The organism is Sphingobium sp. B10D7B, from assembly GCF_025961955.1.
Lineage (GTDB): Bacteria > Pseudomonadota > Alphaproteobacteria > Sphingomonadales > Sphingomonadaceae > Sphingobium.
In genome coordinates, this window is record NZ_JAOQOQ010000001.1 from 3,150,903 (window position 1) to 3,171,506 (window position 20,604).

The following is a 20,604-nucleotide window of genomic DNA, read 5'->3' on the forward strand; positions in this document are numbered from 1 at the left end:
AACGATCAGCGCTGGCTCGCGATCCGGGTTTCACCGCCCTTGCTGATCTGCACCGAGTCACCCGCGCCTTCGATCCGCGCGCCGGCATAGCTCAGCTCCTTCTCGGTCACGCAAACCCGGCGGGACATGCGCGTGCCGGTCGTCGCCTGCTGTTTGAAGCAATAGAAGGTCTGGTCGCCACGCTTCAGCACCTTGGCCGGAATCTGATAGGTGGTTTCGGCAGCAGGCGCGGCCAGCGCCGGCTGGGCCAGCGGCAGGATGGCGATAGCGGCAGCGGCGGCGATCAGATGAAATTTGCTCGACATGTTGGTTCTCCCTACTGAATTTTTTCAGTCCCGAATGACTGACACACAAGGCATTGCACTTTGCGTGCCAAATCATAAAAACACGTCTTTTCAGTATGTTGAAAATCATGAGGCCCAGCGCCTTCAAAAGCCCTCTCCCACAGGTTGGTTATTCGTTCAGATAGTTGGCGAAATTCACCATCGCGCACCGCCAGCCATATCGAGAGCACGCTATTTTGTTTGGGCGTCATCCGCTCTACGCTCTCCGCCGCGAACAGAATGGGGGGCACACCCCCCGTGAGGAGAGCCAGATGATGAGGATGACGAAGGCGGCGTCGAACGCGCCCGCCAAGGCCCGCGAGGCACGGCGCTGAATGGTCTGGCCGCACAGCTTCACTGATCTGCGTGACGCCGCCCGCCGCCGGCTACCGCGCTTCCTGTTCGATTATGTCGATGGCGGGAGCATCGATGAGCTGGCCCTGGCGCGTAACAGCGCCGCCGTTCGCGCCGTCACCTTGCGCCAGCAAGTGCTGAACGACGTCTCGGCATCCGATCTTTCGACCACTTTGTTCGGGCAAAAGCTCGCCATGCCCCTGATGCTCGCGCCGATCGGCATGGGCGGATTGCTGGCGCGGCGCGGCGAGGCGCAGGCGATCCGTGCCGCCCATGCGAACGGCGTGCCGATGGTCGCCTCGACCGTGACGGTCTGCTCGGCGGAAGAAATCGCCGGCACCGGCCACCCCTTCTGGTTCCAGCTCTACATGGCCAAGGATCGCGCGTTCATCGCCGACCTGTTAGCCCGGGTGAAGGCTCTGGGCTGCAACACGCTGTTCATGACCGTCGACCTGCCCCTGCCCGGCCCGCGCTGGCGCGACCAGCGCTCGGGCCTCTCGGGACCGCCCGGCCTGCGCGGTCAGGCCCGGCGCTGGCGTGAGATCCTTGCCCATCCCGGCTGGGCCTGGGATGTCGGGCTGCATGGCCGCCCGCATACGCTCGGCAATCTGGTGCCGATCATGAATGGCAAGGTGCGCATGGGCGATTTTCTGCGCTGGAGCGGCCAGAACTTCGATCCGTCCGTCACCTGGAAGGATCTGGCCTTCATTCGCGAGCATTGGTCCGGCACGCTGGTGCTCAAGGGCATCATGGACCCGGCCGACGCGGTCCGCGCGGCGGAGATCGGCGCGGATGGCATCGTCGTCTCCAACCATGGCGGCCGCCAGCTCGATGCCACGGTGGGCACCGCGCAGGCGCTGCCGGATATCGTGGCAGCGGTGAGTGACCGCCTCACCGTGCTGATCGACGGCGGCATCCGAAACGGCCTCGATGTGCTGCGCATGCTGGCGCTGGGTGCCAAGGGCGTGATGATCGGCCGCCCCTGGGCCTTCGCCCTCGCCGCCGGGGGCGAGGCCGCCGTTTCCCGCATGCTCGCGCAATATGCACTCGAACTGCGCTCCGGCCTCGCGCTCACCGGCTGCGCCCGCGTCGCGGACGCCGGGCCGCATTTGCTCGACAAGCGGGGCGGATACTAGCAACCTTATTAAGCCCCTCCTCTTCAGAGGAGGGGTTGGGGTGGTGCCACGACTTCGCCGTCATTCAAGCCTGCGCGATGCTGGCGCATCGCCACCACCCCCGCCCCCTCCTCTAAAGAGGAGGGGAGAACATAGCCTCCCCGTCAGGCCGCCTGTTCAAGGGCGGTCGAGCCGCTTTCCAGCAACATCGTCGCAGCCGCCGTGTTGGAAATGGGGATGTGATAATTCCGGCTGACCTCGGCCACATCCTCGCCCAAGCCCCCACGCGCCGCGATCCAGTTGACGATCTCGATGCCCTGGCTGCCGGCTTCCTCGACAATGTCGAGCGCGCTGATTTTCGTCAGCGCATCCGGATCGGGGCCGAGATTGTCCATGCAGAACTGGTCGTAGCGCTGGTTGATGAAGCCGGCGCGTTCCCCATCCAGCTGGTGGGAGAGGCCGCCGGTGCCAAACACCACGATCCGCTCATCGCCCTGCCAGCTGCGCAGCGCCTTGCCGACCGCGCGACCCAGCGCCAGGCAGCGCTTGGGGCTCGGCAGCGGATGCTGCACGGTGTTGATGGCGATCGGCACGATGCGCACCGGCCACTGGCCGCCACCCGGCCATGACAGCTGGAACGGCACGACCAGCGCATGATCCACCAGCATCGACTGGCAGGTCGTGACGTCGAATTCGTCTTCCACCAGTCCCTCGATGATGTGCCAGGAGAGGGCAGCGTCGCCCTTGAATCCGTTCTGCACCGGCAGGCCCCAGCCCTCATCGGCATTGTGGTAGCTGTCCGCCGCGCCCACCGCGAAGGTCGGCATCTTATCGAGGAAGAAGTTGAGGCCGTGATCATTGTAGAAGACCACGGCAACGTCCGGTCTGGCGGTTGCAAGCCAGCGATGGATCGGCTTGAACCCATCGAAGAACGGGCTCCAATAAGGGTCCTGCTCCTGACCGCGCGCAATGGCGCCGCCGATTGCCGGCACGTGGCTGGTGAAGATACCGCCGAGAATATGCGCCATGGCTCAGGCCTCCTCTTGCTGATGGGCTGCGTCGAGCAGCATTTGACGGAAAGCCTCGACACTCATGCCGGTCTGCTGCGCCCCCACATCCTGCACGTTGAGGCCGTAGATGCCGGCCAGCTTGGCGAGATAATAGATGTTGCCGCCCGCCTCGATCATCTGGAGGACGTTGCGGGCGCGGACCGCCTCGCGCTGCTCCTCGGTCAGATGGAAGCGCTCGAAATAGGCTTCCTCGTCCGCCTGATAGGCAGCGCGATTGGCAGCATCGTTGAACGAAAAGCACATCGCGTTCAGCGCGAAGCCGCGCGCCGCCGCGTCACCGTCGAAGACCGGCGTACCGGGAATGATTCGTTTGGCGGTCGTTCCCGCCTCGATCGTTTCGATCGCACCCATTGATCCATGCTCCTGCTTCAGGACTGCATCCGTCACTGCGCTCGCCGCGCCGGGCAGACATTGACCTTGATCAAGCAGGGGATGTTGATCGCGCGGGGGGTCGTCGTCGCAGCGCCCCTGGCGCTAGGGGGTCACCAGAAGGCGCGGCGATTAAGCTCGTGACCGAAGGCAAGCAGGGCGACGCCGAGCAGCGTATAAGGCGTCTCGCCGGCCCAGCCATGCGGCAGGCTGAGCGCCCCGGCCATGATGCCAAGGCCGAGCGCGCCGACCGCGACCGGCAGGGCCATGCCATGCTTGAGCGCGCCGTGGCCGAGCGCCAGCGCGCCGAGCACCATGGCGATCATCAGGCCGGCTTCGTGGATGATCTCCGCCTCGAAAATGCCCGCGACAGAAGACAGCACGCCCACGGCAATCGCCGTCGTCAGGCAATGCACGGCGCACAGGCCGGACAGGCCGATGGCCAGCCGGTCGAGCTGTGGCATTGTCCACATCCGGGGTGCGGTGAGCGTTCTCATTGCAAGGGCCATACGCCCCCTCGCGGGAAGATACAACATATCCTTTGCCTCCGGGTGAGCCCTTTATGCTGGGGGCTTGCTTCCGCCGATCCCGCGGCGCATGGGGACCGGATGGCTGAACTTGCGCACTCGTCCTCGCCCGGTGCGCCCGCGGTCAGCGGGCGCCATCTTGGCCGTCCCGCCACGCTGGCACGCTGGCTGTTCGTCGTCGCGGGCCTGATTCTCTTCATGGTGGCGGTGGGTGGCATCACCCGCCTGACCGAGTCGGGCCTCTCCATCACCGAGTGGAAGCCGGTGACCGGCACCCTGCCGCCCATGAACGAGGCACAGTGGCAGCAAGAGTTCGACCAGTATCGCACCAGCTCACAATATGCGCTGATGAACAAGGGCATGACACTCGAAGCGTTCAAGCACATCTATTTCTGGGAATATTTCCACCGGCTGGTCGGCCGCATCATCGGCCTTGCCTATGCCGTGCCACTGGCCTGGTTCGCGCTGCGTCGCGCCGTGCCGCGCGGCTTCGGTGTCCGCTTGCTGGTGCTGCTGGCGCTGGGCGGCGCCCAGGGGGCCGTCGGCTGGCTGATGGTGAAGAGCGGCCTTGTCGACCGGGTGAACGTGCAGCCGGCGATGCTCGCCGCGCATCTGGGCATGGCGCTGATCCTGCTCGGCGCCGTGGTGTGGACGGCTTGCGACTTCCTCCGGCTGGCCCGACATGATGCCGCCAATCCGGTTAGCGCCACCACTCCGGCCAGCCTCGCGCCGCGACGGGCCGTGCCGACATGGGCGGGCACCATTCCCGTGCTCATCCTCTTCGTCCAGTTGCTGCTCGGTGCGCTCACCGCCGGCCTACGCGCCGGCTATGTCTCCAACACATGGCCGATGATGAACGACCGCTTCGTGCCGGACGGCATCGCGTGGTGGGGGTCGCTGTGGATGACGCTGACCAGCGACCCGTTCCTCGTCCACTTCCTCCATCGCTGGTGGGCCATGGTCGCGGCGGGCGCCATGCTGTGGATGGCCGGGCGGCTTCATGCCCAGGGCGCGCTCCGCCTCTCTTATGCGCTGACCGGCGCCACGCTGGTGCAGGTGATGCTCGGCATCGGCACTGTGCTGACCGGCGTGTCGCTGCACATTGCCGTCACGCATCAGGTCACCGGCGCGCTGCTCCTCGCCATCGCGGTCGCCGGCGCGCATCGGATCGGCCAGCGGGATCGCGAATCGGATCTCACGCCTGCACGCGCATGAGCGAGATCGCTCTGGTCTACGTGCCTTATGGTTCGCGCGCCGAGGCTGAAGCGGCGGGCCGCCAGATGGTGCAAGAGCAGCTGGCCGCCTGCGCCAATGTGCTCGGCGAAGGCTGCTCGATCTATCCGTGGGATGGCGTCATCGAGCAGAGCGCCGAAACCGTGGTGCTGTTCAAGACCGCGCCGGACCGCTGCGCGGCGCTCATGACCGCCATTGCGCAGGCCCATGCCTATGATCTCCCCGCGATCCTCACCTGGCCCGCGCACACCACTGCGGCCTATGCCACCTGGGTGCACGAAAAAACCCGGCCTGACGCCCGTCCGGACTGATAGGGTATCCTGATACCCGTCAGCAAGGGCGTGCTTTTTCTTGACTCTCCGCCCCCTCATCGCCATTGGGGCCGCGCGGGCGGTGCCTTTTCCGGGGCGCCGCTGTTGTTATTTTCTGGATACTCATTCCTGGAGGCAAGAGGCCATGAAGGCGCTCATGAAGACCACCAAGCCGGCAACCCCGGCCACGGTCGAGAAGAAATGGTTGCTGATCGACGCCGAGGGTCTCGTCGTCGGTCGCGTCGCGAGCATCATCGCGAACATCCTGCGCGGCAAGCACAAGCCCAGCTTCACCCCCCATGTCGACTGCGGTGACAATGTCATCGTGATCAATGCCGACAAGGTGAAGTTCACCGGCAACAAGCTGACCGACAAGCGCTATTACAAGCACACCGGCTATGCCGGCGGCATCAAGGAGACCTCTCCGCAGAAGGTGCTCGAGGGTCGTTTCCCCGAGCGCGTGCTGGAGAAGGCCGTGGAGCGCATGATTCCGCGCGGTCCCCTCGGTCGTCAGCAGATGCGCAACCTGCGCGTCTTCGCGGGCAGCGAACATCCGCATGAAGCCCAGAACCCCGAAGTGCTCGATGTTGCGGCGATGAACCGCAAGAACAAGGTTGGTGCCTGATGTCCGATACCGTCAACTCGCTGTCCGATCTGCAGGACCTCACCCAGGGTAACGCCGATGCGCCCGCCCCCACCGACGCCGTGCAGGCACCGGTGAAGGTGTCGAACGCGCCGCTGCGCCAGCAGGAGCTGGACAAGCAGGGCCGCGCCTACGCCACCGGCCGTCGTAAGGATGCCGTCGCCCGCGTGTGGGTGAAGCCCGGCACCGGCAAGATCACGGTCAACGGCCGCGATCAGGAAACCTATTTCGCACGTCCCACGCTGCGTCTCGTCATCAACCAGCCCTTCACGGTCACCGACCGCACCGGCCAGTATGACGTGATCTGCACCGTGAAGGGTGGCGGTCTCTCCGGTCAGGCCGGCGCCGTGAAGCATGGCATCGCGCAGGCGCTCAGCAAGTATGAGCCCACGCTGCGCGCCGCCGTGAAGGCAGAAGGCTTCCTCACGCGCGATCCGCGCGTCGTCGAGCGCAAGAAGTACGGCCGCGCCAAGGCTCGCCGCAGCTTCCAGTTCTCGAAGCGCTAAGAACGTCGACGTCGTTTCGCGGAGCAGACCATGGTCCGGCTCCGCGGACGCGCAGAAGGTTCAGAATATCCCGTCCGGGACCGGAACAAGGGCTGCTCTTCAGGGCGGCCCTTTTCTTTTAGGCGCATTATGGGCGCAGCGCGCATAGCTTCACGCGCGAAGGCTTGACCTACGACAGGGCTCACCTACTTTGGGTCTGCGGGCCGGGCCCCTCTGGCGATCCCCTATGGATCGTGATGTCGGACCGCATCGAGTGCGCTCGGTGCCGGGTCCAGACTTATTGAACACCTGCATCAGCCACCCGATCGACAATCGTTCCATCGGAGGTTTTTCATGACATCAGCCCAATCCATGCCCTGCCCGGTTTGCCACGTGCCGCTCGTGATGAGCGAGCGCCAAGGCGTCGAAATCGATTATTGCCCCCAATGCCGTGGCGTGTGGCTGGACCGGGGCGAGCTGGACAAGATTATCGAGCGCGCCAGTGCCGAATTGGCGCCTGCCGCCCCGCCGCAGACCCGCGCCGAGCCTTATCCGCCCCAACCTCAGATCCAGCAGCCGTACCGCGACGAGCGATATCGCGAGCAGGGCTATCGGGATGACGGCTACCGCTCGCATAAAGGCTATCCCAAGCGGAAGAAGTCGTTCCTCGAAGAGCTGTTCGACTGATCGAGGGTTTAGCTCTCACAAGCCGTCCACGCCCAGCTTCAGCCGCCGCTCGATGCCGATCCGGTCCAGAAACGCGGCATCGTGGCTCACGACGAGCAAGGCGCCGTCATAGTCGGCGAGCGCCTGCTCAAGGAGCTCGATGCTCTCGATGTCGAGATGATTGGTCGGCTCATCGAGGATTAGGAGCTGCGGCGGCACCGGCCCGCTTGTGATCACGCACAGGGCGGCGCGCAGCCGCTCGCCGCCGCTCAGCACCGCGACATCCTTCAGGGCATCGCGGTTGCGGAAGGCGAAGCGAGCCAGCGCCTCATGCGCCATGTGCGGGGTCATACCGGGATGCGCGGCCAGCATCGCTGCTTGCAGGGTCTGGCCGGGCCTCAGAAGGTCGGCATGCTGGTCGAGCAGCGCGATCCGGCCCGGCCCGCGATGGATGGTCCCCGCGCTCGGCTCGGCCAGGCCGACCGCCAGGGCCAGAAGGCTGGTCTTGCCACTGCCGTTCGGGCCCGTGATCGCGACGCGCTCCGGCCCGGTCATAGCAAAGGACAGCGGGCCGAACAGCCGGCGCCCGCCCCGTGCCAGCACCACATCCTCAAACCGCAACACCGTGCGATTATGCGGGAGACGGGCCGCTGGCAGACGAATTTCCAGCGGCATCAGAACCTCAACTTGCGCGCGGGCAGCCTCCAGCGACTCGCTTGCCGCGTCGATCTGGCGCTCAGCCTGATGACGCTCGCGCGCCCCGCTTTGCTCGGCTTGCTCCGCCCGCTTGCCGAGCAGAATGCGCGGCTGATCCCCCCGCGCCCGGGCAGTGCGCCCGGCCTTGTCCCGCCGGGCCTTTCGCTCGGCCTGAGCCTGGGCATCCCGCTGCTGCCGGGCGAGTGTGCGCTGGCTGCGATCCAGCTCGTCCTCGGCCCGTGCGCGCATCGCGTCACGACTCGCCACAAAGGCGCTCCAACCCCCGCCGACGCTGAAGGCCCCGACCGGCGAGAGCTGGACGATCCGGTCCATGCCTTCCAGCAGCGCGCGATCATGGCTGGCGACGAGTGCGCCGCCCGGCCAGCAGGCCAGCAACTCCCCCACCGCGGCCCGGCCGGCGTCGTCGAGATTGTTGGTGGGTTCATCGAGCAGCAGCAGTTCGGGCTCGGCAAGCAGCATCGCCGCCAGCCCGACGCGGGTGCGTTCCCCGCCCGACAGCGTCGCGCAATCGCGATCAAGGCCGGTGCCGGTCAACCCGACATCGGCCAGCGCTCGCTCAAGGCGCTCGGGCAGAGTCCAGTCCGCCTCCGCTGCATCCTCCAGCGATCCTTCGCCCGCGTCCAGGCGCGCGAGTCTCTCCAGCGCATCGGGCAAGCCGAGCGCATGTGCAACGCTGCCAGCATCCGGCTGGATCTGCCGCAAGGTGCCGATGCGCCCGGTCCGGTGGATCGTCCCCGCCTGTGGCGCGCCGCCCTCGGCGATCATGGCGAGCAGGCTCGACTTGCCGGCGCCGTTGCGCCCGACAAGGCCGACCCGCTCCCGCCCGATGGCCAGAGTCAGGTCAGAGAAAAGCGCCGTCCCGTCAGGCCGGGCGAGCGTGACGTGATCGAGGGTGAAAAGAGCGGGATTTGGGCCGGGCATGGAACACCTGTGACGAAGGAACAATCGGGCGGATGTCCGGTGCCTTGTCCATGATGATGTGCTCCTGCTGGCGTTGAAGGGGCGATGTAAGCGCGATCGTGCGCGGAATCAAATCCGCCGCACCAAGCGCGCGACGAGAAGCATCGCGGCGGGAAAGCTGAGCGCCCACAAGGTGCCCACCCAGATCAGCCACGGCCAGAACATCTGCAGCGCCAGCGCCGGCATCAGGAGGCCGTTGGCGAGCAGGGCTGCATGAGCCGCGCGACCGCCCCGCCCGGCGGGAAGCGCGAAGGCAGCCAGCAGGGAAGCGAGACTCATCAGAGCGTAGCCCAGCAGATCCACCGCGAAGAGGAAGCTACGATAGGGCAGGAAGAGAAAAGGCTCGATGCCTGCCGTATCGCCGCTGGCGAGTCTCGGCGCGACGAAGGTGAGCTGAACGAAATAGACGAGGCCCGTGAGCGTGGCATACATGATCGCGAAGCCAAACGCGCTTTGACTGAAGGCCCGACGCCCCGGCGGCGCGAGCCGATGCAGGGCGGCCATGAGGATCACGAAGGCTGGGCCGAGCAGCAGCGACGGGGTGAGCAGCAGCGCCAGCCCGCGCGGGGCGCTGGCAGCATTCGGGCCGCCGGCAGAGCCCAGTAGGCCAAGCCATTCGAGGAGTTGCCCACAGACATAGGCAAGGGCGAGCGACGCGCAGGCCAGTGCAGCGGCATAAGCGAGCCGTGCGGCGATCGCGCGGTCCTGTTGCTCTGATGGGTTGCCCATCGTCTGCCGCTCGTCTTTCAACATGTGCACAGGATAGGTTAGCCATCGTCGCCGGGCTTTGCGCGGGATCAACAGCATCCTCCATATTGCCCGCTGGCGGCGGGGGTGCTAACCGCCAACCTCATGCACACGCCGCCTGAAATCATTCACGTTCATGCTCGCCGAGTCTCCTGCGATGGCTCGGGCCACGGCATCCCCGCTGCGCTGGGGCATCCGCGCATATTCCTGGAGATCGACGAGCATGGCTATGTCGACTGCGGCTATTGCGACCGGCGCTTCGTCCTTGCCGGCGGCCCGGCCGACACCCCGGACATCGTGAACAAGCCAGACATTTCGTCCGGCGCCAGCCTCTGAACGGCTGACGACCCAACCGGCGAAGACCGGGCCATCAACGGAGAGGATCGACCGCCCATGCCATTGCATCCCGTGCCGGTCGACGATCCCGCTGTCTGGACCAGTGCCGAAATCGGTGGACGCGAAGGCTTCACCCATCGGCTTTCCCCTGCGCAACGCGACGCTATCGATCGCGCCGTGCTCCGCGTGCGCGGCCGAGTCGCGCATGACCTCCGGCGCGAGGATTTCTCCTGCCCTGAAATCGACGCGCTGATGAAGGCAGCGCGCTGGCAGCTTTTCCATGGCTGCGGCGCGGTCATCCTCTCCGGGATCGATGCGGGCCGTTATGATCTGGCAGATCATGAGCGGCTCTATTGGGGGCTTGGCACCCATATCGGCACCGGCGTCGTGCAAAGCCCACGAGGCGACCATATCGCCCATGTCCAGAAGGAAGAGGGCGGGCCGCCGCGCGGCTACACGTCCGATCTGGAACTGCGCTCCCATACCGATTTTCACGAAGTCCTCTCGCTCTACGGCCTTCGTGCCTCGGCGCAGGGCGGCGAGAGTGGTGCTGTCAGCCTGCTCGCCATCCATAACATCATGGCCCGCGAGCGACCCGATCTTCTCGCCCGTCTCTACGAGGGCCATTATATCGACTGGCCCCAGCGGCAGCAGCCTCATGAAGAGGCGCTGCCCTTCTTCTGGACACTGGTTGGCAAGACCAGCGGGTTCAACAACCGCGTGTTCCTGCGCCATGGCCGCGAGCCGGAGAAGCTGCCGGCTGCGTTCCGCGAGGCGCTCGCCCTGTTCGACGAGATCGCGCTGCGGCCCGATGTCCGCGCCGATTTTGTGCTGCAGCCCGGCGAGATGTTCTTCTGGCACAATTTCCTCGTGCTGCACTCGCGCCAACAATTCCATGACACGCCCGATGCGCGCCGCCTGCTGCTGCGCTTGTGGCTGAACATCCCGGACGGACGGCCGATTCATCCCGCCATGCGCAGCCTGACGGCGGAGATTGATGCATATCATGGCGGGGTTGCGGTGCCGGCCTAGGAGGGACCGATCATCTTGGGAGGACGGCCCATGCCTCGTATCCTGCTCGCTCTTCTATGTTTTCTCATCGCGATGCCGGCGGATGCCAGCACGCCCTGGTCCCGCCCCGCGGCAACCACGCTGCTCGATTATGGCCGAAAGATCGACTCGCACGGCCTCGATCCGCGCGATTATGAGCTGGACCGGCTCAGCACTGCCCTTGGCGCTGGAGACCAGCGCGGCCTGGACATCGCCGCGACGCGCAGCTTTGCCTTGATAGCCCGCGACCTCGCCAATGGCCGGGTGCCTGTCGATCAGCGCCGCCTCTCCTATTTCCGCACCCCCAATCTCAGCCCGGACGCGGTGCTCGCCCTGATCGACCGCGCGCTGAGCAGCGGCGATATCGCTGCCGAGCTGGACCGGCTGGCCCCTGCCCATGCCGATTATCGCAGGCTTCGGGCCGCGCTGCTGAGTCTGCCGGCCGATGCCGTGGCGGACCGCGCCCGGCTGCGCGCCAATCTCGAACGCTGGCGCTGGCTGCCCCGCGACATGGGGCCGCGCTACCTGATCGTGAACGTGCCGGAATATGTGGCGCAATTGGTCGATCGCGGCGCCGTGCTGGCCACCCACCGGGTCATCGTGGGCAAACCCGGCACGCCGACGCCCCAATTCGCCACCACCGCTACAGGGGTCATCCTCAACCCGACGTGGACCGTGCCACAGTCGATCGTGCGCGAGAGCGTCGGCGCGTTGATCCGCACGCGCCCGGCCACGGCCCGCGCGCGGGGCTATAGCTGGACCCAGCAGGGCGGCAGCCTGCAGGTCGTGCAGCAACCAGGCCCCGGCAATGCACTCGGGCAGATGAAGATCGACATGCCCAATCCGCTCGCCATCTTCCTGCACGATACGCCGAGCAAGAGCCTGTTCGAGAAGGAAGAGCGCACCTTCAGCCACGGCTGTGTGCGCACGGACCAACCGTTCGACCTCGCCGTGGCGATGCTCACCGGTACGGACTGGACGCGAGCGCGGATCGACGCTGCAGTCGCCGCCGGCACCCCCGTGACGGCCAAGCTGTCCGCACCGATTCCGGTCTACATCGTCTACATGACCGCGCGTGCCGATGCGAAAGGCCGGCTCAACAGGTTCGATGATGTCTACGGGCTGGATGGCGACATTGCCGCAGCCCTCGGCGCCGGCAACCTCGCCGCGACCCGGCAACTCTCCAGCATGGGATGTCTGGCTGGCTAGGCGCCCCGTAACACGCTCGTCAGTGGCGGCGCCTTACACCTTGTCGGCGTAGAGCATCCGTCCGGGGCCGAGCCAGTCGAGCAGAGGGTTGATCTGCGTTTCGCTCACGGCAAAGCAGCCCTCGCTGCGCCCCAGCTTGCCGAGGCGCTTCACCATGTCGTCATTGCTGTACCAGGCGCCGTGAATCACGATGGCGCGCGATTCGGCATTGTCGTTGCTCGTCTCCAGCCCGATCAGCCGCTGCGAGCGTCCATGCTGGCCAGTATAATGAGCGCCGGTGAGATAGGCCCCGCGCGAGCTGGCGTTGGAGCCGGGCGCATTGCTGAAGCTGTGCAGGAAGCCGCTATGCGCCGGATCGGACCCACGCCCGTGCGCGACGGTCAGCAGCCGGTGGAGGCCGCTCTCGCGATCGACCAGCAACATCCGCGCGGCGGCCGAGGGCAGCGAGAAGTCCACGACGACGAACCGGTCGCGCAACTTGACGCTATACTGGTCCATGGCCGCTTCCGCCTTGGCAACGAGCTTGGCCCATTGCGGCGGCGTGCGCACGGCGGCGCGCACACTGGCAGGCACCAGAGCAGCCGATGCGGCGGCTCCAGCGAGCGTAAGAAACTGACGGCGATGCACAACGGACATGACGGCTCTTTTCGATCAATCGATGATTGCAACGCGCCCCGCATCCCGTCCCCCCGGAGGCTTCGATAGATCGGAAAATAGGGGAAGAGCCCTCATTTGCCAAGTCCCGTGCGGTGCATCGTGCCTTTCGATGGCCGCACGTTGGGGAAGAAAACCCCGGATCTGACCAACCTGTGCTCCTGCGAAAGCAGGAGCCTAGGGTACGCGGGACCGCCTAAACCGCCCTGGGCTCCTGCCTTCGCAGGAGCACGTAGTTGGTTGGGTGGAGAGCAGGTGATCATCTCAAGCTGGCCGAGGCGGGACATGATTATCTCGGGTGGCAGCGGCGCGCCGCCTGCCGGTCCGGATGCACACCGCACCCAGCCCGCCTCTTCACCCCTTCATCCCTCGAGCTGCTTCTGCAGCGTGCGGATATCCGCATCCATCTCGGGATTATCGAGACGCATCGCCTCGATGGTCTTCACGGCGTGGATCACCGTGCTGTGGTCCCGTCCACCGAACACGCGGCCGATTTCCGGCAGCGAGCGCGGCGTGAGCTTCTTGGCCAGATACATCGCCACCTGACGCGGACGTGCAACCGCACGGGCGCGACGCTGTGAGCGCATTTCGGACTGGTCGATCCGGTAATGAGCCGCGCACAGCTTCTGGATCTCGTCGATGGTGATGCGCCGGTGGCTGGCTCGCAGCGATTCGGCCAACATCGACTGTGCCAGTTCGGTGGTGATCGCCTTGTCGACGAGCTGGGCATAAGCCACCAGCTTATTAAAGGCGCCCTCCAGCTCCCGAATGCTGGTGCGGATGGCCCCGGCGAGCAGGGCGATGACGTCGTCCGGCACCGCAATGTCCGCCACTGCTTCGCGACGCGCTTCCAGAATTTTCATGCGCAGCTCGAGGCCTGCAGGCTGGATGTCGGCGACCAGCCCGCCGGCGAGGCGGGACAGGATGCGCGGATCGACCGAGCCAAGCTGCTGGGGCGGCCGATCGGCGGCGATCGCGATCCGCGCACCGGCATCGATGAGATCGTTGAGCGTGTGGAGGAATTCCTCCTGCGTCGGCCCCTTGCCGGCGATGAACTGGATGTCGTCGATCAGCAGCATCCGTGCTTCGCGCAGCCGGGCCTTGAACGAGAAGGTGTCGTTGGCGCGAATCGCGGCCACGAACTCGTTCATGAACCGCTCGGCCGACATATAGAGGATCGCCCCCTCCCTCGGCGGCGCACCGGTGCTGCCGCCAAGCGTCTCGCCATAGGCCTGCGCAATGGCGTGGAGCAGGTGGGTTTTGCCAAAGCCGGTCGGGCCGTGGATGAACAGCGGATTGAAGGCCGGGCGGGTCGCGCCGGCCATGGCCTTGGCAGCCGACGCCGCCAGCACATTGCTCTCGTCCGTCATGAAGCCGGCGAAATCGTGACGCGGCTCGAAGCGGTGCGCAGCGCGCCGCCCCGCCGACTCGCGGTTGCTCGATGCGTCCTGCGAGGACGCAAGCGCCCGCGCCGACTGGCCCGGACGCGCCGTGCTCTCCTGTGGGCGGAAGCCGCGCGGGGTGACCGGCACCGTTTCAGGCGCCTCGCTGGCGCGGACGATGCGCAGGTCATGCACGCCGACGGGCGTCGTGCGCCAGGCCAGAGCAATACGGGTGGCGAAATTGCTGGAAACATAGCTCGCCGCGAATTCCGACGGCGCCTCGATATCGAGCGTGCCGGACTGGGCGCAGAAGCTGCCCAGCCGCAACGGCCGAATCCATTGATCGAACAGGCGAACCCCGACGGCCCTGCGCAGCCCCGCGCGGATCTCCGTCCATGCCTGTTCCAGCGCCTCGCGCTCGGGCTGCTCGCCGATGTCGGCTGGCCCGATGCCGTCGGCAACGCTGCTGAAATGTTGCTGATTCACGTGTTGCCCCATGTCTTCCCGATCCCCGATCGTCCTACTCCTCGCAGGTGATCTGCTGTCAGACGCTGGACGCGAAAATCCCTCGCGGGAGTGCCCCTCCCACGTCCAGTGTTCAACTCAGACCGCTGTATGACGTGGCTACGATTCGAGCCCCGCCGAGGGCAAGTTGTGGCAGTGCTCGCCCCCCCGATCAAGCACGCCCTCTGTCAAAAATCTGAAATAAAATGCTTGACCACGGAATCCCGACCGGAAGGACGGTTAAACAGATAACCAACTGATATTTAACACATTTTTCCAGCCTTGAGAGGCCGGAATTTGCTGCGCCCGCTGCGAATCGTTGGGATTCCGAAGATCAGGTCACGGCGCTCCTGCGCCCCGAAAGTTTAACCGTTCGGACACCATTTGCGCTTGTCCTCTTCTTGTTCTCATACGGCTCGCTCAGCGCGCTCCGTCGGGTTCCATCGAGGCCTGCGACTCGGACGTCCAGCCACCGCCCAATGCCTTGTGGAGTGCAATCGCAGCCTGCACCGCCCCCGCCTGCGCGCGGTTCAGCTGCTGCATCGCGGACTGGCGCACCAGAGCGGCCCGCGCCAGGGCGAGCCGGTCGTCCTCGCCAGCGGCCTGGCGGCGGGACACCAGCGCATAGGCAGCCTCTTCCCGCGCCAGCGTCTCGCGTGCAGCGGTGAGACCCTCCACGCTGCGGTCGAATCGATTGATCGCGTCTTCACTGTCCGCCAGCGCGCCGACCACGGCGCCATCATAGCGGGCCGCCGCTGCCTGCGCGCGCGCATCGGCCGCACGCACCATCGCCCGCGCCCGCCCGCCGTTAAACAGCGGCCAGAACAGGCCGCCCCCGCCCTGCAGCCGGGTGCTGTCCCCGCTCACCAGATCGCCGATCGCGCGGGCCTGCTGGCCGACAGCCAGGCTGAGCGACAGGCGCGGGAACAGATCGGCCCGCGCCGCGCCGATGTCGGCCGTGGCTGCCGCCAGCTCCCGCTCGGCGCCGAGAATATCCGGCCGACGCCGCAACAGCTCGGAGGGCAGGCCCGCCGCAATGGCCGGCGGCGGCGCAGGAATGGCGCCCGGCCGCTCCAGTTGCGGGACCAGCGCGGCGGGTTCCTTGCCGACCAGCAGCGCTACCTGCACGGCCGCGCTCCGCACGCCGGCCTGCGCCTGCGTCACCGCCAGCCGGGCAGTCTCGGCCTCGCCCCGCGCGCGGCCGGCATCGATGGCATTGGCTTCGCCAGCACGCTCCAGCAGCCCTGCCAGATCGGCGAGCTGCGTGCGCGCGGCAAGCATCTCCTGCCCGACCGCAAGATCCGCCTGCGCCTGCCGCAGACCGACATAGGCCCGGGCCAGCTCCGCGATGAGCTGCATCCGCGCCGCTTGCGCCGAGAGCGCCGCCGCCTCGCTACGCGCCTGCGCGGCCTCACTCTGGCGCGCCTGCCTGCCCCACAGATCAAGTTCCCAACTGGCGTCGAAGCCGACATCGAACAGCGGGAAGTCCCGCGCGAAACCGGGAATCTGGCCCACCGGCATCTGGCCATTCTCGCTCAGCACAACCTGATTGCCGCTCGCGCTCGTTGTTACCTGCGGCAGGCGCCCGCCGCGCACGGCGTCGCGATTCGCCCGCGCCTCCGCGACCCGCGCCTGTGCCTCGCGCAGATCGGGATTGCCGGCCAGCATTTGCTCGACCAGTCCGTTGAGCATGGGATCGTGCAACTGCTCCCACCACCGCTCGGCCTTCACGGCGCCTGTCCCAGCCTCGCCCAGCCAGCGATCCGCCAGTTGGGTCTGCGGCGGCGCATAGGCGGGACCGAGCGCACAGGCGGAGAGCAGCAGCGGTGCCAGCGCAGCGCCGGCGAGCGGAGGGAGAGGGGTAACACGCATGGCTTCACTCCATTCGGGCACGGAACAGCCAGGCCGCCGCACTCAGAGAGACGAGGGCTATGATGCCAAGCGGCCAGAGCTGATGAAAAACGACGGCGGCGGGCATGGCCTTCAAGAACAGGCCCTGCACGATGATGAGGAAATAGCGGACCGGATCGGCGTGCGTAATGATCTGCAACCAGTCCGGCATATTCTCGATCGGCGCGGCATAGCCGGAGAGCAGGATGAGCGGCACGGTGACGATGAAGGAGCCGAGAAACGCCTGCTGCTGCGTCATCGACATGGCCGAAACGAGCAGACCCAGGCCGATGAGGGCAAGCTGGTAGAACAGCATCGCGATGAGGAAGAGCAGGAAGGAGCCGGTGAAAGGCACCCCGAACGCCACCTGCGCCACCACCAGAAACAACACGCCATTGACCATGCCGACCAAGAGCGGCGGCACCATCATGCCGATGAGAATCTCATGCACCCGCATGGGCGAGACCATCAGCTGATCGAACGTCCCAAGTTCCCGCTCGCGCGCCACCGCCTGCGAGGTGATGGCAATGCCGGCGATGGAGATGATCAGCGCCACCAGCCCCGGCAGGGTGAACCACATATAATCGAGGCTGGGATTGTACCAATGCGTCACCGCGCTGCCGCCGGCCATGCGCGCGCTGATCGGCGCCAGGTCCGCCCCATAGCCCGCCGCGATCTGGCTCACATAGCCCGCGACGATCTGCGCAGCATTGGACCGGCGGCCATCCAGCACCAGGCCCAGCGTGGCGCTCTGCCCACGCGCAAGGCGCTGGTCGAAATCCTCCTGAATGACGAGCGCAGCCAGCACCTTTTGCTCGTCGATCGCCTCTTCCATCGCCGCCATGGAGGGCAGCACGATGACGGCCCGAAAGCGCGGACTGCCCTCGATGCGCTGGAGCAATTCCTGCGCATGGGCGCCGCCGGAACGATCGACGAGGCCGATGTCGACATTCTTGACGTCCAGCGTGGTGGCGAAGGTGAAGATCAGCAACTGAATCAGCGGCGGCAGCACAAGCACGATGCGCGACTTGGGATCGCGCAGCAGCGCCCAGATCTCCTTGACGATCATCGCGCGCAGGCGGGTGAACCGGGCGGCCATCAGTCAAGGCTCCGCCGCGTGGCGCGGAAGCACAGGATGAAGAACAGGAGGCCAAAGCCCAGCATGATGAGGATGTTGGGCAGGATGATCGCCCAGATGTCGCCGGCCATGAACACGGTTTGGAGCGCGGGAATGAGGTAGCGCGCCGGCACGGCATAGGTCAGCGCCTGGATCGGCCAAGGCATCGATCCGATCTCGAAGATGAAGCCGGAGAGCAGGAAGGTCGGCAGGAAGGAGGCGAGCAACGCCACCTGACTCGCCACGAACTGGTTGCGCGTCGTTGCCGAGATGAACAGCCCCAGCCCAAGCGCCGGCAGCAGAAAGGCGGCAGCGATGGCGAACAGCGCAAAGATCGACCCGTGGAAGGGCAGCCCGAAGGCGGTCACGGCAATCACTGTACACAGCGCCATGGAGACCATGCCGAGCAGGAAATAGGGCAGCACCTTGGAGAGAATGAACTCGGTCATCCGCATCGGCGTGGCCAGCAGCGCCTCCATGGTGCCCCGCTCCCATTCACGCGCGACGACCAGCGCGGTGAGCAGCGTCCCGATCATCGTCATCACGATGGCGATGGCGCCGGGTACGAGGAAGTAGCGGCTCTGCAGGCCCGGATTGAACCACATGCGCTGAGAGACATCGATGGGCGGCGCAGCCCCGCGCCCGAGCCGCATTCCCAGCTCGTCGGCCATCCATGTCTGGCGCACCCCCTCGGCGTAACTGGCGACGAAGTTCGCCTGATTGGGCTGGGTGCCATCGGTGACTATCTGGATTGGTTGCGGTGTCCCGTGCGCCATGGCCCGGCCGAAATCGGGCGGAATGACGACGAAGCCGCGAATCGCCCCCTGCTGCATCAGCGCGCGGGCGGGCAGCACGGCATTGAGCGGGGTGACCTGAAAATAGGGCGAATGGGCATAGGCCTGCGCCAGCCGCGCGGCCGGCGCGCTGTCATCCTGCACGACCAAAGCGATCTTGGTGTCGCGCGGATCGAGGGAAATCGCATAGCCGAAGAGGAAGAGCAGCAGCAGCGGCATCGCAAAGGCGATGAGGAAGGTCGAAGGATCGCGCCGGATTTGGGCATATTCCTTGACGATCAGCGCCAGCAGCCGGCGGCGCGAAGAGCCCGCTATGGCGCCGGCATTCGCCTCCACCTGCGCCAGCGTCGGGTCGGGATCGGTCCTGCTCATGCCGCGGACTCCGCCTCCCGGTGGGCGTCGGACGCCTCGATGAGGGCAATGAATGCATCCTCCATCGTGGGATCATCCTTGCCGGTCAGTTCGCCGGCTTTGGCCTTGAGCGAATCGGGCGGACCGCTGGCGATCTGCCGCGCGCGATAGATGAGCGTCACATCGTCGCAATATTCGGCCTCGTCCATGAAATGGGTGGTGACCAGTACCGTGACGCCGCGCCGGACGAGTCCGTTGATATGCGTCCAGAACTCGCGGCGCATCACCGGATCGACACCGGATGTCGGCTCATCGAGGAACAGCACCGGCGGCTCGTGCATCACCGCGCAGGCCAGAGCGAGGCGCTGCTTGAAGCCGAGCGGCAGCGTCCCGGCATTGCGCTTGAGGTTGCCGCCGAGCTCGAAAATGTCCGTCACCCGCTCGATCGCCGCGCGCGCCTGTGCGCCAGCCAGATCATAAGCCCCGGCGAAGAAGTCGAGATTCTGCGCGACCGACAGATCGCCATAGAGCGAAAATTTCTGCGCCATATAGCCCAGCGATCCGCGTGCTTGTGCTGCTGCCCGGCGCAAATCGTGCCCGGCGACCGATCCGCTGCCCTCGCTCGGCGTGAGCAGGCCACACAGCATCTTGAACGTGGTCGATTTGCCGGCGCCATTTGGCCCCAGCAGGCCGAAAATCCTGCCACGCGGAACCGTGAAGCTCACATCGCGCGCCGCCGTGAAGTCGCCAAATCTTTTGGTTAGCCCCCTGGCCTCAATGGCGGGTGCGTCGCTGGCGGGAATCTCGCGATACGCCGCCGCCAGCGCGCTGGTCCCCTCCGGCCCGCCCCCCAGCCGCTCGATGAACCCGTCCTCGAAGCGCGCAGGCGCCCGAGACACCTGCGTTTCCGGCCCCATATCGAGCGCGTCGGCATCCGGCACCGGATGGCCCTCGCCGATGAGCAGGCGGATCGCGCGGCCCTGCAAGGTGCCGTCGATCACGTCCGGCCGGTCGAGCGCGCGGGTGAGCGCCTGCCGCCGGCGCTCGGCGAAACCAGTGACCCGAATCACGCGGTCGCTGATCGCATCGGTCAGGGTGGCCGGCGGGCCCGTGAACAGCGTCCGTCCCTCGCTCAGCAGATACACCGTGTCGCACAGCTCGGCCTCATCGAGATAGGCGGTGGACCAGAGCACGCCGATGCCCTCCTTGGTCAGCTCGGCAACCATGGCCCACAGCTCACGGCGGCTGATCGGATCGACGCCCACGCCCGGCTCGTCCAGCAGCAGCAATGGCGGCGTGCTCACCAGCGCACAGGCCAGGCCCAGCTTCTGCTTCATGCCGCCCGAGAGCTTGCCGGCCGGGCGCGCCTGAAAGCGGGCAAGGTCGGTGAATTCGAGCAGGCGTTTGAAGACGCTCTCCTGCGCGTCGCGCGGCACACCCCGCATTTCAGCATAGAGGACGAGATTCTCGCGCACGGTCAGGTCTTCATAGAGACCGAAGCGCTGCGGCATGTAGCCGATCGAATCGAGGCGGTCGGCAGGCGGCGCGCCGAGAATGGAAACGGTGCCTTTATCCGCCCGCATCAACCCGGCCAGCACGCGAATCAAAGTCGTCTTGCCGGCGCCATCCGGCCCCACCAGCCCGGTGACCTTGCCCGGCACCACCACCAGATCGACCCCGCCGAGTGCGCGCGTGTCGCCGAACGCTTTCACGATCCCGGTCGCCGTCGCGACCGGCTGGCTATCGCCAGCGCCTAGCGCGAGGTCAGTCATATCGGCCTGCCGCCATTATTCCGTC

21 protein-coding genes are annotated in these 20,604 nt (G+C 66.3%); 9 read left to right on the forward strand and 12 right to left on the reverse strand.

Translation table 11 applies throughout. The annotated features are described in order from the left end of the window. Window positions 1-5: 5 nt before the first annotated feature. Window positions 6-305 (reverse strand): hypothetical protein, encoded by a 300-nt coding sequence (locus M2331_RS14720; RefSeq protein WP_181560968.1) that lies wholly within the window; start codon window positions 303-305, stop codon window positions 6-8. A 353-nt stretch (window positions 306-658) separates the two neighbouring features. Between M2331_RS14720 and M2331_RS14725 the strand changes: the two genes are divergently transcribed. Further along, window positions 659-1,813 carry an L-lactate dehydrogenase gene (locus M2331_RS14725; protein WP_181560969.1) on the forward strand — a complete coding sequence of 385 codons (1,155 nt, stop codon included), beginning with the start codon at window positions 659-661 and terminating at the stop codon, window positions 1,811-1,813. A 143-nt stretch (window positions 1,814-1,956) separates the two neighbouring features. Here the strand turns inward: M2331_RS14725 and M2331_RS14730 are convergent, their stop codons facing one another. The 3 genes from M2331_RS14730 to M2331_RS14740 all read right to left on the reverse strand — a co-directional run bounded on the left by M2331_RS14730 (window position 1,957) and on the right by M2331_RS14740 (window position 3,704). Beyond that, the gene (locus M2331_RS14730) at window positions 1,957-2,820 is read right to left on the reverse strand and encodes a class III extradiol dioxygenase family protein (RefSeq protein ID WP_181560970.1); all 864 of its coding nucleotides are present in this window, start codon (window positions 2,818-2,820) and stop codon (window positions 1,957-1,959) included. 3 nt (window positions 2,821-2,823) lie between these two features. Then, entirely contained in the window at window positions 2,824-3,213 is a 390-nt protein-coding gene (locus tag M2331_RS14735) for a protocatechuate 4,5-dioxygenase subunit alpha (RefSeq protein WP_181560971.1), read from the reverse strand. Between the two features lie 131 nt (window positions 3,214-3,344). Further along, window positions 3,345-3,704, reverse strand: a complete 360-nt coding sequence (locus M2331_RS14740) for a MerC domain-containing protein (RefSeq protein ID WP_181561562.1) — start codon at window positions 3,702-3,704, stop codon at window positions 3,345-3,347. A gap of 135 nt (window positions 3,705-3,839) precedes the next feature. On the opposite strand from M2331_RS14740, the gene M2331_RS14745 reads away from it, so the two are divergent. The 5 genes from M2331_RS14745 to M2331_RS14765 all read left to right on the forward strand — a co-directional run bounded on the left by M2331_RS14745 (window position 3,840) and on the right by M2331_RS14765 (window position 7,117). Next, a complete protein-coding gene (locus M2331_RS14745) occupies window positions 3,840-4,973 on the forward strand; it encodes a COX15/CtaA family protein (protein WP_181560972.1) in 1,134 nt (377 codons plus the stop codon). Next, on the forward strand, window positions 4,970-5,302 hold the full coding sequence (cutA, locus tag M2331_RS14750) for a divalent-cation tolerance protein CutA (protein WP_181560973.1): 333 nt from the start codon (window positions 4,970-4,972) through the stop codon (window positions 5,300-5,302). Before M2331_RS14745 ends, cutA begins: the two co-directional genes overlap by 4 nt. 145 nt (window positions 5,303-5,447) lie before the next feature. Then, window positions 5,448-5,927: a 50S ribosomal protein L13 gene (gene rplM, locus M2331_RS14755; RefSeq protein WP_181560974.1), complete on the forward strand. Its 480-nt coding sequence runs from the start codon at window positions 5,448-5,450 to the stop codon at window positions 5,925-5,927. Then, on the forward strand, window positions 5,927-6,451 hold the full coding sequence (gene rpsI / locus M2331_RS14760; protein WP_181560975.1) for a 30S ribosomal protein S9: 525 nt from the start codon (window positions 5,927-5,929) through the stop codon (window positions 6,449-6,451). The genes rplM and rpsI overlap by 1 nt, the downstream gene beginning before the upstream one ends. A gap of 333 nt (window positions 6,452-6,784) precedes the next feature. Then, the gene (locus M2331_RS14765) at window positions 6,785-7,117 is read left to right on the forward strand and encodes a zf-TFIIB domain-containing protein (protein WP_181560976.1); all 333 of its coding nucleotides are present in this window, start codon (window positions 6,785-6,787) and stop codon (window positions 7,115-7,117) included. A gap of 15 nt (window positions 7,118-7,132) precedes the next feature. Here M2331_RS14765 and M2331_RS14770 read toward each other — a convergent pair whose 3' ends face one another. Both M2331_RS14770 and M2331_RS14775 read right to left on the reverse strand, forming a co-directional pair. Next, window positions 7,133-8,734 carry an ABC-F family ATP-binding cassette domain-containing protein gene (locus tag M2331_RS14770; RefSeq protein ID WP_181560977.1) on the reverse strand — a complete coding sequence of 534 codons (1,602 nt, stop codon included), beginning with the start codon at window positions 8,732-8,734 and terminating at the stop codon, window positions 7,133-7,135. A gap of 108 nt (window positions 8,735-8,842) precedes the next feature. Then, window positions 8,843-9,526, reverse strand: a complete 684-nt coding sequence (locus tag M2331_RS14775; RefSeq protein ID WP_184117284.1) for a hypothetical protein — start codon at window positions 9,524-9,526, stop codon at window positions 8,843-8,845. Between the two features lie 99 nt (window positions 9,527-9,625). Here M2331_RS14775 and M2331_RS14780 point away from each other — a divergent pair, with 99 nt between their 5' ends. The 3 genes from M2331_RS14780 to M2331_RS14790 are packed head-to-tail and all read left to right on the forward strand — an operon-like array spanning window position 9,626 to window position 12,115. Continuing rightward, the gene (locus M2331_RS14780; protein WP_181561563.1) at window positions 9,626-9,856 is read left to right on the forward strand and encodes a zinc-finger domain-containing protein; all 231 of its coding nucleotides are present in this window, start codon (window positions 9,626-9,628) and stop codon (window positions 9,854-9,856) included. A 57-nt stretch (window positions 9,857-9,913) separates the two neighbouring features. Continuing rightward, window positions 9,914-10,888: a TauD/TfdA family dioxygenase gene (locus M2331_RS14785; RefSeq protein WP_181560979.1), complete on the forward strand. Its 975-nt coding sequence runs from the start codon at window positions 9,914-9,916 to the stop codon at window positions 10,886-10,888. Between the two features lie 30 nt (window positions 10,889-10,918). Continuing rightward, the gene (locus M2331_RS14790) at window positions 10,919-12,115 is read left to right on the forward strand and encodes a L,D-transpeptidase family protein (protein WP_181560980.1); all 1,197 of its coding nucleotides are present in this window, start codon (window positions 10,919-10,921) and stop codon (window positions 12,113-12,115) included. A gap of 33 nt (window positions 12,116-12,148) precedes the next feature. Here the strand turns inward: M2331_RS14790 and M2331_RS14795 are convergent, their stop codons facing one another. The 6 genes from M2331_RS14795 to M2331_RS14820 form a co-directional block, all read right to left on the reverse strand. After that, the gene (locus M2331_RS14795; RefSeq protein WP_181560981.1) at window positions 12,149-12,751 is read right to left on the reverse strand and encodes a murein L,D-transpeptidase catalytic domain family protein; all 603 of its coding nucleotides are present in this window, start codon (window positions 12,749-12,751) and stop codon (window positions 12,149-12,151) included. Between the two features lie 380 nt (window positions 12,752-13,131). Next, window positions 13,132-14,649, reverse strand: a complete 1,518-nt coding sequence (gene dnaA / locus M2331_RS14800) for a chromosomal replication initiator protein DnaA (RefSeq protein ID WP_181560982.1) — start codon at window positions 14,647-14,649, stop codon at window positions 13,132-13,134. 426 nt (window positions 14,650-15,075) lie between these two features. Then, window positions 15,076-16,527 (reverse strand): efflux transporter outer membrane subunit, encoded by a 1,452-nt coding sequence (locus M2331_RS14805; RefSeq protein WP_181560983.1) that lies wholly within the window; start codon window positions 16,525-16,527, stop codon window positions 15,076-15,078. A gap of 4 nt (window positions 16,528-16,531) precedes the next feature. Beyond that, window positions 16,532-17,644: an ABC transporter permease gene (locus M2331_RS14810; protein ID WP_181560984.1), complete on the reverse strand. Its 1,113-nt coding sequence runs from the start codon at window positions 17,642-17,644 to the stop codon at window positions 16,532-16,534. Continuing rightward, on the reverse strand, window positions 17,644-18,828 hold the full coding sequence (locus tag M2331_RS14815; RefSeq protein WP_181560985.1) for an ABC transporter permease: 1,185 nt from the start codon (window positions 18,826-18,828) through the stop codon (window positions 17,644-17,646). The genes M2331_RS14810 and M2331_RS14815 overlap by 1 nt, the downstream gene beginning before the upstream one ends. Then, window positions 18,825-20,579: an ATP-binding cassette domain-containing protein gene (locus M2331_RS14820; protein ID WP_181560986.1), complete on the reverse strand. Its 1,755-nt coding sequence runs from the start codon at window positions 20,577-20,579 to the stop codon at window positions 18,825-18,827. The genes M2331_RS14815 and M2331_RS14820 overlap by 4 nt, the downstream gene beginning before the upstream one ends. Window positions 20,580-20,604 lie beyond the last annotated feature (25 nt).